Annotated in this window: 9 protein-coding genes and 1 pseudogene; 5 read left to right on the top strand and 5 right to left on the bottom strand. The window is 64.7% G+C overall.

Annotation, left to right across the window (positions count from 1 at the left end; genetic code table 11):
* Positions 1 to 103 precede the first annotated feature (103 nt).
* Positions 104 to 1,006: a LysR family transcriptional regulator gene (locus LB577_RS12995; RefSeq protein ID WP_224686986.1), complete on the top strand. Its 903-nt coding sequence runs from the start codon at positions 104 to 106 to the stop codon at positions 1,004 to 1,006.
* 51 nt (positions 1,007 to 1,057) lie between these two features.
* Here the strand turns inward: LB577_RS12995 and LB577_RS12990 are convergent.
* The 4 genes and pseudogenes from LB577_RS12990 to LB577_RS12975 all read right to left on the bottom strand — a co-directional run bounded on the left by LB577_RS12990 (position 1,058) and on the right by LB577_RS12975 (position 3,641).
* Positions 1,058 to 2,106: pseudogene (locus LB577_RS12990) on the bottom strand (aldo/keto reductase).
* Positions 2,107 to 2,245: 139 nt separating this feature from the next.
* Positions 2,246 to 2,647, bottom strand: a complete 402-nt coding sequence (locus LB577_RS12985) for a type II toxin-antitoxin system VapC family toxin (protein ID WP_224686985.1) — start codon at positions 2,645 to 2,647, stop codon at positions 2,246 to 2,248.
* Positions 2,647 to 2,823, bottom strand: coding sequence for a type II toxin-antitoxin system prevent-host-death family antitoxin (locus tag LB577_RS12980; RefSeq protein WP_224686984.1), 177 nt, complete (start codon positions 2,821 to 2,823; stop codon positions 2,647 to 2,649). Before LB577_RS12980 ends, LB577_RS12985 begins: the two co-directional genes overlap by 1 nt.
* 155 nt (positions 2,824 to 2,978) lie before the next feature.
* Positions 2,979 to 3,641 carry a YggS family pyridoxal phosphate-dependent enzyme gene (locus tag LB577_RS12975; RefSeq protein ID WP_224686983.1) on the bottom strand — a complete coding sequence of 221 codons (663 nt, stop codon included), beginning with the start codon at positions 3,639 to 3,641 and terminating at the stop codon, positions 2,979 to 2,981.
* 156 nt (positions 3,642 to 3,797) lie between these two features.
* On the opposite strand from LB577_RS12975, the gene leuS reads away from it, so the two are divergent.
* From leuS to LB577_RS12960, 3 genes are all read left to right on the top strand, one after another.
* Positions 3,798 to 6,422, top strand: coding sequence for a leucine--tRNA ligase (leuS, locus tag LB577_RS12970; RefSeq protein WP_224686982.1), 2,625 nt, complete (start codon positions 3,798 to 3,800; stop codon positions 6,420 to 6,422).
* A complete protein-coding gene (gene lptE / locus LB577_RS12965; protein ID WP_224686981.1) occupies positions 6,409 to 7,002 on the top strand; it encodes an LPS assembly lipoprotein LptE in 594 nt (197 codons plus the stop codon). Before leuS ends, lptE begins: the two co-directional genes overlap by 14 nt.
* 222 nt (positions 7,003 to 7,224) lie before the next feature.
* Positions 7,225 to 9,789, top strand: a complete 2,565-nt coding sequence (locus tag LB577_RS12960; RefSeq protein ID WP_224686980.1) for a DNA translocase FtsK — start codon at positions 7,225 to 7,227, stop codon at positions 9,787 to 9,789.
* A gap of 70 nt (positions 9,790 to 9,859) precedes the next feature.
* Here the strand turns inward: LB577_RS12960 and fsa are convergent, their stop codons facing one another.
* A complete protein-coding gene (fsa, locus tag LB577_RS12955; protein ID WP_023766039.1) occupies positions 9,860 to 10,516 on the bottom strand; it encodes a fructose-6-phosphate aldolase in 657 nt (218 codons plus the stop codon).
* 90 nt (positions 10,517 to 10,606) lie between these two features.
* On the opposite strand from fsa, the gene LB577_RS12950 reads away from it, so the two are divergent.
* Entirely contained in the window at positions 10,607 to 12,790 is a 2,184-nt protein-coding gene (locus LB577_RS12950) for a primosomal protein N' (protein WP_224686979.1), read from the top strand.
* Positions 12,791 to 12,803: the final 13 nt, after the last annotated feature.

Below are 12,803 nucleotides of genomic sequence, written 5' to 3'. Positions count from 1 at the left end.
CGATGACGAGCGCCTTGTCCCGCGCCCGACCCGGAAGATCGTGTTGCCGTGCATTGTGAACCAGACTTGCTCCAGGCATGTTTTCTGTGAAATAGATTCACAGATGGCCAGATCCGACATCAACCGCTCCGGCGAGATCGAAGTCTTCGTGCGCGTCGTCGAGGCGGGCAGTTTTTCGGCGGCTGCGCGCGCCTTGCGCATGACGCCATCGGCGGTCAGCAAGCTGATCGCGCGGCTGGAAGCCAGGCTCGGCGCCCGGCTGGTCAGCCGCTCGACGCGCAAGCTGCAGCTGACGCCGGAAGGCAGCGCGTTCTACGAGAGCGGGCTGCGCATCCTGGCCGACATGGCGGCGGCCGAGCGCGAGGCGGCGGCGGGTGCTGCGCCGCGCGGGCGGCTGCGGGTCAACACCTACGTGCCCTTCGGCGTGCACCGGCTGATTCCGCTTTTGCCGCGCTTCCTCGAACGCTACCCCGAAATATCGGTCGACCTGGTGCTGACCGACAGCGTCATCGATCTGATGGCGGAGCGTGCCGATGTCGCAATCCGAGCCGGGCAGCTCGGCGAGTCACGGCTGGTGGCGCGCAAGCTCGGCCAAAGCCCGATGGTGGTGGTTGCCGCCCCGTCCTATCTTGGAGCGCATGGGACGCCGAGCCTGCCTGCCGAACTCGACCGTCACAATCGCCTTGCCTTCGGCTTCGCCCGGTACAGCGACGGCTGGCCGTTCGCGGACGGTACGTCCTTCACGGTTCCGGCCAGCGGCAATGCGATGGTCAGCGACGGCGAAGCGATGCGGCTGGTGACGATTGCGGGAGCGGGCATTGCCCGGCTGGCGCGCTGGCATGTCGAGCCCGATATTGCCGCCGGCCGGCTGATGCCGCTGCTGGAAGACTTCAACCCTGGCGATGTCGAACCGACACATGCCGTCTATGTCGGCCACGGCAAGCACCTGCCGGCCAGAGTGCGGGCTTTTCTCGATTTTCTGGTCGAGACCGTGCGGATGGCCTGAAGTGATACCCGGGAGCCGTCCGACTCCCGGGGATAGTCTTCGTCGGCCACGTTATGCTTTGGGCGTGAACGGCGCCGGCCGGCGGCCGGCCGCCTGGCGTTCGACCATCCAGCCGGGATATTCCGCCGGCAGCGCGCTGACCTCGTCGAGACGGGCGAGATCGTCGGTGTCGAGCTTCACTTCAGTCGCGGCAAGGTTCTGTTCGAGCTGCTCCATGCGGCTGGCGCCGATGATGACGCTCATCACGAAAGGCTTGGCCAGGACATAGCCGAGCGCCACTGTGGCAACGCTGACATCATGTTTCCTGGCAACTTCGCGCATGACGGCGACGGCCGCCCAGGCGCGGTCCTCGTTGACCGGCGGGAAGTTGAAGGACGCACGGCGGCCCTCGCCATTGCCGGGCGCGCCGGGGCCGTATTTGCCGGACAGCAGGCCACCGCCATCGGCGACCACACCATCAGGCCGAGCTTTTCCTCGTTGATCAGCGGCACGATCTCGCGTTCGAGGTCGCGGCCGGCGATCGAGTAATAGGACTGGATGGTCTCGAAACGGGCAAAACCCTTGCGGTCGGCAATGCCGAGCGCCTTGGCGATGCGCCAGGCCTGCCAGTTGGAGACGCCGACATAGCGGACCTTGCCGCTGGCAACCAGATCATCGAGTGCCCGCAGCGTCTCATCGATCGGCGTCACCGCGTCGGTGCCGTGCAGCTGATAGAGATCGATGTGGTCGAGCTGCAGCCGTTCGAGGCTGGCATCGACCGAATCCATGATGTGGCCGCGCGAGGAGCCACGCTGGTTCGGGCCGTCGCCCATGGCGCCATGCACCTTGGTGGCGATCACCACGCTCGATCTGGCAACGCCGAGATCCCTCAGCGATTGGCCGAGCAGCCGTTCGGACTGGCCGAAGGAGTAGACATCGGCCGTGTCGAAGAAATTGACGCCGGCGGCAATCGAGCGGGCGACGATCTCGTCGACTCCCTTCTGGTCGAGGCTGGCGATCAGGCCCCATTGGGCATTTTCACCGGCGGCGCCGAAGGTCATGGTGCCGAGGCAAAGTTCGGAGACGAACATCCCCGTATTTCCAAGCTGATTGTAACGCATGGCGAAGGCTCCAGGAGAATTGTGATGACGCCAAATAGGAACGGTACGTTTCGTTTCCAGCGTTGGCGTAACGACCGCGCGAGATTGGCCCAATGCGCGTGAGCGTAGATGGAACGCTTCGAAAAGCAGACGAACGAGCTTAGACGTCCCAGGGATCGAGCACCGTCACGCCTGTATCATCGAAGTCGGCGGTGTTGCGCGTCACCAGAATAAGATCATGGACAAGGGCGGTTGCCGCGATGAGGGTATCGGCGCTGCCTCTTGTGCGGCCGGCCGTGATACGGCCCCAAGCCAACGCGACATGTTCGGTAACGGCAAGAATACGGTCGGCATTGTCCCGCCGAAGCTCTCGCAGCCACAGATCGAGGCGTGTTGCCCTTTCGGGTTCGGCCTTGCGCAGCTTGATGATCCCACGCTCGATCTCTCCAAGCGTAATGACGCTGAGATTGACCGATGCCGGGTCCACCGATGCCAGCCAGTCAGTCGGCTTGGGCAATCGCCTCTGCACATCCGAAACGATGTCCGTGTCGAGCAGATACATCAGAGATCGACATCCCGGATCATCGTCTTCGGGCGGCGGTTGACCTCTTCGGCGAAACCATCGTCCCAGACAGGACCTGTCAAAAGGTACTCGGCCAGCGATTTTTTCCTTCCAGCGAGACGGTCGTAGTCCTCGGCGGAGAGCACCACTGCGGCACGCTCGCCGCGCAACGTCACCGTCTGCGGTCCCTAGCTTCGCGCACGCTGAACCACCTTGGAAAAATTGTTCTTCGCGTCCTGAAGGTGCCAGTTCATGAAATGCTCCTAGCTAGCTTGGCAAGATTAGCATTTGCATGGTGAGGCAGCAGGGAATGTGCTGGTGCCGGGCGGGACTAACGACTGCCGAAGATCGCCGAACCGACCCGGACGGTGGTGGCGCCGAAAGCGATCGCCGTCTCGTAGTCGCCGGACATGCCCATCGAGAGTTTGGCGACGCCGGCTTCCTTGCCGAGCTTTTCCAGTAGCGCGAAGTGCGGACCGGGATTCTCGTCGGCCGGCGGGATGCACATCAGGCCTTCGATGGCGAGCCCGTGGACGTCGCGGCAGCGCGCGACGAAGGCCACCGCCTCACGCGGTTCGATGCCGGCCTTCTGCGGTTCCGAACCGGTGTTGACCTGGACGTAGAGCTTTGGCGCGTGGCCTTGCCGGGCGATCTCCCTGGCGAGTTCGGCGGCGATCTTTTCGCGGTCGACCGTCTCGATAACGTCGAACAGCGCGACGGCCTCCCTGGCCTTGTTCGATTGCAGCGGGCCGATCAGGTGCAGCTCGATGTCCGGGAAAGCTCCTTTCAGCGCCGGCCACTTGCCTTGCGCCTCCTGCACGCGATTCTCACCGAAGACGCGCTGGCCGGCCTCGATGACCGGGCTGATGTCGGCGGCCTCGAAGGTCTTTGAGACGGCGACCAGCGTGACCGTCCCGGCTTCGCGGCCAGCCTCGCGCTCGGCCCCGGCGATCTTCGCCTTGACCGCAAAAAACTGCTGAACGGCGTCGCCCATATGCAAATCCTGCTGTTTTGACCCGCGTTTTTGGCCGACGCGATGCCCATATGGTTGACGGGTTTGCCAAACCATGGTGAACACCCGGACCACATTCCCTGAACTGCCGAGCGTCTCGCCCGCAGTCCGTGCATGCTTTTAAGTGAAAAACGTCCCATGGCAACCGAACGATACAATCCGCGCGCGTCAGAACCCAAATGGCAGAAGGCCTGGGCTGCCAAGAAGCTTTTCGAAGCGCACAATGACGACCCGCGCCCGAAATACTACGTGCTGGAGATGTTCCCCTATCCGTCGGGGCGCATCCATATCGGCCACACCCGCAACTACACGATGGGCGACGTGGTGGCGCGCTACAAGCGCGCCAAGGGCTTCAACGTGCTGCATCCGATGGGCTGGGACGCCTTCGGCATGCCGGCCGAGAACGCGGCGATGCAGAATAAGGTCCATCCCAAGGAATGGACCTACCAGAACATCGCCACCATGCGCGAGCAGCTCAAGGTCATGGGCCTGTCGCTGGACTGGGCGCGCGAATTCGCCACCTGCGACGTGGACTATTATCACCGCCAGCAGATGCTGTTCCTCGACTTCGTCGAGAAGGGCCTGGTGACGCGCAAATCCTCCAAGGTCAACTGGGATCCGGAGGACATGACCGTGCTCGCCAACGAGCAGGTCATCGACGGGCGCGGCTGGCGCTCGGGCGCGCTGGTCGAACAGCGCGAGCTGACGCAATGGTTCTTCAAGATCACCGACTTCGCCCAGGACCTGCTGGATTCGCTGGACGGCCTCGACGAGTGGCCCGAAAAAGTGAAGCTGATGCAGCAGAACTGGATCGGCCGCTCGGAAGGCCTGCTGATCCGATGGCCGTTGGTCTCCGACATTGCCGGCGAACACGAGCTGGAAGTCTACACGACGCGGCCCGACACCATCTTCGGCGCCTCTTTCATGGCCATCGCCGCCGATCATCCGCTGGCCAAAAAGGCGGCCGAGACCAATCCGGCGCTGGCGAAGTTCATCGACGAGGTCCGCCATATGGGCACGTCGGTGGCGGCGCTGGAGACGGCCGAGAAAAAGGGTTTCGACACCGGCATCCGCGTCGTCCACCCGTTCGACGAGAGCTGGACGCTGCCTGTCTACGTGGCCAATTTCGTGCTGATGGAATACGGCACCGGCGCCATCTTCGGCTGCCCGGCGCATGACCAGCGCGACCTCGACTTCGCCAACAAATATGGCCTGCCGGTGGTGCCGGTGGTGATGCCGGAAGGCGAGAATCAGGCGACCTTCCAGATCGTCGACGTGGCCTATGGCGACGATGGCGCGATGATCAATTCGCGCTTCCTCGACGGCATGAAGCCGGACCAGGCCTTCGACGAGGTGGCGAAGCTCCTGGAGCAGAAGACGATCGGCAACCGGCCAATGGCCGAACGCAAGGTGAATTTCCGCCTGCGCGACTGGGGCATTTCGCGCCAGCGCTACTGGGGCTGCCCGATCCCGATGATCCATTGCGAGGATTGCGGCGTGGTGCCGGTGCCGAAGGCGGACCTGCCGGTCAAGCTGCCCGACGATGTCGATTTCGACCGGCCGGGCAACCCGCTCGACCGTCATCCGACCTGGCGGCATGTGAAGTGCCCGCGATGCGGCAAGGACGCGCGCCGCGAAACCGACACGATGGACACGTTCGTCGATTCGTCGTGGTATTTCGCCCGCTTCACCGCGCCCTGGGCGCACGAGCCGACCGATCCCAGGGCGGCGAACGAATGGCTGCCGGTCGACCAGTATATAGGTGGCATCGAGCACGCGATCCTGCACCTGCTCTATTCGCGTTTCTTCACCCGTGCCATGCGCGAGACCGGCCATGTCGATCTGGCCGAGCCGTTCAAGGGCCTGTTCACGCAAGGCATGGTGGTGCACGAAACCTATCGCGTCGGGTCGGCATCGAACGGCCGCTGGCTGGCGCCAACCGAGGTGCGATTGGAGGAAGCCGACGGCAAGCGCCGTGCCATCGAGATCGCCACCGGCGAGGACGCGACGATCGGCCCGCTCGAGAAGATGTCGAAGTCGAAGAAGAACACTGTCAGTCCTGAGGACATCACCGACGGCTACGGCGCCGATACGGCGCGCTGGTTCATGCTGTCGGATTCACCGCCCGAGCGCGATGTCGAATGGACCGACGATGGCGCCGCAGGCGCGCATCGCTTCATGCAGCGCATCTGGCGGCTGGTGTCGACGGCAGCCGAGACGCTGGCTGGCGTCAAGCCGGCGGCCGCCGACAATGGCGAGGCCGGAGCGGTTTCCAAGGCCGCGCACAAGATCCTCAAGGCGGTCGGCGAGGACATCGAGAAGCTCGCCTTCAACCGCGCCATTGCCCGCATCTATGAACTGGCCAACGTGCTGACCGCGCCGCTCAACGACGTGGCGGAAGGCAAGGCCGATCCGGCGATGCAAGGCGCCTGTCGCCAGGCGGTGGAGATCCTGGTGCACCTGATCGCGCCTGTGATGCCGCATTTGTCCGAGGAGTGCTGGGAGGCGCTGGGCGGCACCGATCTGGTTGCCGAACGGCCGTGGCCGGTCTTCGATCCGGCGCTGGTCGTCGACAATGAGGTCACCTATCCGGTGCAGGTCAACGGCAAGAAACGTGGGGATTTGACAATTGCCCGCGACGCGGACCAAGGTGCGGTCGAAAAAGCTGTGCTCGCTCTCGACTTCGTGCAGAAAGCGCTCGAAGGTAAGGCCCCGCGCAAGGTGATCATCGTGCCGCAGAGGATCGTCAATGTCGTTGCCTGACCTTGAGTTGCCTGACCTGGAAAAGACAGAGCTGAGCCGCCTGCTGCGCCGCCTCGCGCTTGCCGGCCTTGTCGGCTCGCTGGCACTGGTTTCGGCCTGTCAGGTGCGGCCGCTCTATTCGACCGCGCCGCTGTCCACGGGCTCGACCGCAAACGCCGAACTGGCGTCGATCGCCGTCAAGCCGGTCAACTCACGTTATGCTCAGCAGGTGCGCAACAATCTGATCTTCGGATTTGGGCGCGGCGCCGGCGAACCGGCCTCGCCGCTTTATTCGCTTGGTCTCAGCGTGACCGAAGCCGTCGATTCGGCCGCGCTGGTGCAGGTCCAGACCGATCAGGACGAGCCGACCGCCGGTTCGGTGACGCTGACCGCCAGCTACACGCTCACCGATGCGAAAACTGGCGCCGTCATCGCGGTCGGCAAGCGGGCGATCACCTCATCCTTCGACAGACCCCGGCAGGAATTTGCCTCGTATCGGGCGCAGATCGACGCCGAGAATCGCGCCGCGCGCGAACTGGCCGAAGCCCTGCAATTGTCCATCGCCCAGGATCTGGTCAGGCACGGCAAGACGGCTGGCTAACGCCGTTTTTCGTTTCACGCAAAAGCCGAGCCAAGGACGGGCAAAACGCACCGGCCTTCGGGCTGCCAGCGGCATCTGAATTCTGGTCTTCGACACGCCTCACGACTGCCAGGGCCGATCTCTATTTTCAGCTTTTCTATCGCTCCGGCGCTGCCGATGGGAAGCAACTGTTAACCACTCGCTCCCTATTGCTCAGCAGACGTTTCAGAGTGAGTCTTGAGCATGGAATCCAGGCGTTTTCTCCGGGTCAATTCATTGAAGGCAGCTTCGCCCGATGACCCCGGGGTAAAGCGTTTCAACACCATGAACGACAAGGCGGACGGCCGGCAGCCAGGCGCGGTCGGAGCCGGCAATTCCGGTGATTTCGTCGATCTCGGCGGCAACGAAAGCCCGGCCTGGCAAGACTATTTCTTCCTGGCGCCCAATGTGCGGTTTACCCGCACGCCGGACTATGAAGCCAAGACGCGCCATCCGCAGCGCGACCAGATTGCCGCCGAGCAAAGTGAACCGCCGGTCCCACCGGCGCAGCAAGCAAGCGCTCGGCCCGCCGCGGCCGCGCCATCCCATGCAGCTTCGTCTTCACCATTGCTGAAAAGCCGGAACCCCGTCTTGGACGCCGTCCGTTCGACCGCCGGCAACCGGGACGCGGTACAGCAGAGGCAGGTGGGTTCGGCCCCGACATCCGTTACGCCAAGGCATACCGGCGAACCTGCGGGGTCAAGGATGACCGCAACGTCACGCGTATCGGCTCCGGTCCAGGAAACGGCGGCGCCGGGCAAGGTGACAAACCGCGAAAGAGTGCGCTGGCCCTATCTGTCGGATCACGCCTTTTTCGAGGTCATGGCGCCCTATATGGTCGAAGCTCCGCCGGTGCCGCAAGCCGTCCCTGCGCGGCGCCCGGCCGGGCCGGTGGTCGCCAAACCGGCCGACAGGCACGCCGCGCCGACGGCGGATCCCACCTCGCTGTTCCGCGTCATCGAATGCCTTCCGGGCCTGCAAGCTCCGCCTGCACTGCCGGACGTCCGTCCGACCAATTCGAACGAGGCCGAGGTCCAGCCGGTGGCGAGCAGCACGCCGCGACAGGCCCGGCCCGCGATCGCAACTTCCGCCGTCGCGCGCAAAGCCGTTCCGGTCCAGGTCGCGCAAAGCCTGGAGGAGACCGTGCAGGCTCCGGCCGGGCGCGCCTCTTCGCCGCTGCCCAAGGTCGGCAAGATCGTGCCGTCCACGACCGGCGAGGCATACGAACTTCCCTCCGAGGAGCTGCTGCAGCAGCCGCCGGAAGGGCAGGGCTTCTACATGTCGCAGGAGCGGCTCGAGCAGAATGCCGATCTCCTGGAAAGCGTGCTGGAGGATTTCGGCGTGCGCGGCGAGATCATCCACGTTCGTCCCGGCCCGGTCGTGACACTCTATGAGTTCGAGCCGGCGCCGGGCGTCAAATCGTCTCGCGTCATCGGTCTCGCCGACGATATCGCCCGTTCCATGTCGGCGATTTCGGCGCGCGTCGCGGTGGTGCCCGGCCGCAACGTCATCGGCATCGAGCTTCCGAACGAGACCCGCGAGACGGTCTATTTCCGTGAGCTGATCGAATCGCAGGGTTTTCGCAAGACCGGCTGCAAGCTGGCGCTTTGCCTCGGCAAGACGATCGGTGGTGAGCCCGTCATCGCCGAACTGGCGAAGATGCCGCATCTGCTCGTTGCCGGGACCACCGGTTCCGGCAAGTCGGTCGCCATCAACACCATGATCCTGTCGCTGCTTTACCGGCTGAAGCCGGAAGAATGCCGGCTGATCATGGTCGATCCCAAGATGCTCGAACTCTCCGTCTATGACGGCATCCCGCATCTTCTGACCCCGGTCGTCACCGATCCAAAGAAGGCCGTCACCGCGCTCAAATGGGCGGTGCGCGAGATGGAGGACCGTTACCGCAAGATGGCGCGGCTCGGCGTGCGCAACATCGACGGCTACAACGAGCGCGCCGCCCAAGCCCGCGACAAGGGCGAGACGGTCGTCATGACCGTGCAGGCCGGCTTCGAGAAGGGCACCGGCGAGCCGCTCTTCGAGCAGCAGGAAATCGACCTCGCGCCGATGCCCTATATCGTCGTCATCGTCGACGAGATGGCCGACCTGATGATGGTCGCCGGCAAGGAGATCGAAGGCGCGATCCAGCGCCTGGCGCAGATGGCGCGCGCGGCCGGCATCCATCTGATCATGGCGACGCAGCGCCCCTCGGTCGATGTCATCACCGGCACGATCAAGGCCAACTTCCCGACCCGGATTTCCTTCCAGGTCACGTCCAAGATCGACAGCCGCACCATCCTGGGCGAGCAGGGCGCCGAGCAGCTGCTTGGCCAGGGCGACATGCTGCACATGATGGGCGGCGGGCGCATTTCGCGCGTGCACGGCCCCTTTGTCTCCGACGCGGAGGTCGAGCATGTCGTGGCGCATCTGAAGGCGCAGGGCCGCCCCGAATATCTGGAAACCGTGACGGCCGACGCGGATGAAGACGAAGACGAAGGCGACCAGGGAGCCGTCTTCGACAAGGGATCCGTTGCGGCCGAGGACGGCGATTCCAGTTATGACGAGGCGGTCAAGGTGGTGTTGCGCGACAAGAAATGTTCGACGTCCTACATCCAGCGTCGCCTCGGCATCGGCTACAACCGCGCCGCTTCCCTGGTCGAGCGCATGGAGAAGGAAGGGCTGGTCGGCGCGCCCAACCATGTCGGCAAGCGCGAGATCATGACGGGCCGGCGCCCGCCGGTTGCCGCGCCCGACGAAGAGGGCGCGGATTGACCGGCAGGTCGACGAAGGTCAATAAAAAAGGCCGGTTGCCCGGCCTTTTTGGTATCGGATATCGGATCGCTCAGCCGATCTTCTGGCCGGTCTTGGCCCAGTCGGCGAGGAAGGCGGCGAGGCCTTTGTCGGTCAGCGGATGGTTGACCAGCGCCTTCAGCGTGGCCGGCGGCGCGGTGACGACATCGGCCCCAATCAGGGCCGCCTGCTTGACGTGGTTCACCGTGCGCACCGAAGCGGTCAGGATCTCGGTCTGGAAATCGTAATTGTCGTAGATCTGACGGATCTCCTGGATCACCTCCATGCCGTCCGAGCCGGTGTCGTCGATGCGGCCGACGAAGGGCGAGATGAAGGAAGCGCCGGCCTTGGCGGCGAGCAGCGCCTGGTTGGCCGAGAAGCACAGCGTGACGTTGACCATGCGGTTCATTTCGGTGCGGATCGTCTTGCAGGCCTTCAGCCCATCGAGCGTCAACGGCACCTTGATGGTGACATTCGGCGCGATTTTGGCCAGTACCTCGGCCTCGGCCATCATGTTCTTGTACTCGGTGGCCACGACTTCGGCCGAAACCGGGCCTTCGACGATGTCGCAGATCTGCTTGGTGACCTCGGAGATCTTGCCGCCTGATTTCAGGATCAGCGAGGGATTGGTGGTGACGCCGTCGAGCAGCCCCAGATCGATCAGCTCACGGATTTCCTTGATGTCGGCGGTGTCGGCAAAAAATTTCATGGCGGTCTCCTGAAGATTTCGGCGTGCTTGGGAAGGCACGTTCAGCGTTGCCCTTTGATCTAGACCAAAGTCGGGGCAAGGTCACGCCTCATGATCGAAGATTCGCCCTTTGTCGCAGCCGCGCCGGTGCTGGTGCCGATGCCTGCAGAACGCCCCTACACCTATGCCGTGCCCGCAGGCATGCGCGTCGTGCCGGGCTCGATCGTGCGCGTGCCGCTCGGGCCGCGCCAGGTCGCCGGCATCGTCTGGGATGGCGTGGTCGAGAATATCGACGCGAAAAAGCTGCGTCCCATCGAACAGGTCTTCGACTGCCCGCCGATCGACCGTTCGATGCGCCGCTTCGTCGACTGGGTGGCGCAGTACACGCTGTCGGCGCCGGGCATGGTGGCGCGCATGCTGCTCCGGGCGCCGGAGGCTTTCGACCCGGAACCGTGGATCGAGGGGCTGCAGCGCACGCTTCTCGCGCCCGACCGGATGACGAGTGCCAGGGAGCGGGTGCTGGAGGTGGCCGAAGGCGGCCTTGCCTGGACACGCTCCGGCCTTGCCCATGCCGCCGGCGTGTCGTCGACGGTGATCGAGGGACTGAAGGCGCAAGGCGTGTTCGAGACGGTGATGATCCCGCCACGCCCGGTGGTGGCCGCGCCTGATTCCCTGTATGCCGTACCGGAGCTGATGCCGGACCAGAATGACGCGGCGTCGATGCTGCGCGCCAATGTCGCGGCCGGCACCTTCAACGTCGCGCTGCTCGACGGCGTCACCGGGTCGGGCAAGACGGAGGTTTATTTCGAGGCGGTGGCGGCAGCCCTCGACCAGGGCAAGCAGGTGCTGATCCTGCTGCCGGAAATCGCGCTGACCCACGCTTTCCTCGAACGCTTCCAGCAGCGCTTCGGCGCCAAGCCCGGCGAATGGCATTCGGACCTGCCGCCAAGGATGCGCGAAAAGGTCTGGCGGCAAGTGGCTGAGGGCACTGTGCGCGTCGTCGCCGGCGCGCGCTCGGCGCTGTTCCTGCCGTTCAAGGAGCTCGGCCTGATCGTCGTCGACGAGGAACACGACCCCGCCTACAAGCAGGAAGACCGCGTTTTCTATAACGCCCGCGACATGGCGGTCGTGCGCGGCCACATCGGGGGTTTCCCAGTCGTGCTGGCGTCGGCGACGCCATCGGTCGAGAGCCGGGTCAATGCGAGCCAAGGGAAATACACCAGAGCCATTCTCTCGGCTCGTTTCGCCGAGGCGGCGCTGCCGCAGCTGAAGTCGATCGACATGCGGCGCGCGCCGCCCGCGCGTGGCGGCTTCCTGTCGCCGGTGCTGCTCGACCATATGCGCCAGACGCTGGAGAGGAAGGAGCAATCGCTCTTGTTCCTCAACCGGCGCGGCTATGCGCCGCTGACGCTGTGCCGCGTCTGCGGCCATCGCTTCGGCTGCCCGGTCTGCTCGGCCTGGCTGGTCGAGCATCGCTTTCGCGGCCAGTTGGTCTGCCATCATTGCGGTCACAATGAGCGCCGCCCGGAAGCCTGCCCGGAATGCGGCACGCTCGACCATCTGGTCGCCTGCGGGCCGGGAGTGGAGCGCATCGCCGAGGAGGTCGTCGCGCATTTCCCCGATGCGCGCACCATCGTTTTGTCCTCGGACCTCATGGGCGGCGTGCGGCGGCTGCGGCTGGAACTGGAGGCGATCGCCGATGGCGAGGCCGACATCGTCATCGGTACGCAGTTGGTCGCCAAGGGCCACAATTTCCCCAACATGACGCTGGTCGGCGTTGTCGATGCCGACCTTGGCCTTGCCAATGGCGATCCGCGCGCAGCGGAGCGGACGTTCCAATTGCTCAGCCAGGTGACCGGCCGCGCCGGCCGCACCGGCAAGAAGAGCCTTGGCCTGCTGCAGACCTTCCAGCCCGACCATCCGGTGATGCGGGCGATCGTTTCGGGTGACGCCGAGGCATTTTATGAGCGCGAGATCGCCGAGCGGGAGCGCGCGGCGCTGCCGCCCTTTGGCCGGTTGGCCGGCGTCATCGTCAGCGCGGTGACGCGAGCCGAAGCCGAAGGCCATGCGCGTGGTCTGCGCCGCGCCGCGCCCGAGTCCTCCGATCTGTTCGTGCTCGGGCCGGCCGAGGCGCCGCTGTCCCTGCTCGGCGGACGCCACCGCTTCCGTCTGCTGATCCAGGGCGAGCGGCGTGCCGACATGCAAGGTTTTATCAGGGCTATGCTGGCCAACGGGCCGAAGCAGCGCGGCTCGGTGCGGGTGCAGGTCGATATCGACCCGCAGAGTTTTTTGTAAGGTCGCGGTTTCA

This window comes from Mesorhizobium sp. B283B1A (assembly GCF_020165735.1).
Lineage (GTDB): Bacteria > Pseudomonadota > Alphaproteobacteria > Rhizobiales > Rhizobiaceae > Mesorhizobium > Mesorhizobium opportunistum.
The sequence above is the reverse complement of the archived record's forward strand: the minus strand, read 5'-3'. Positions and strand labels throughout refer to the sequence as shown.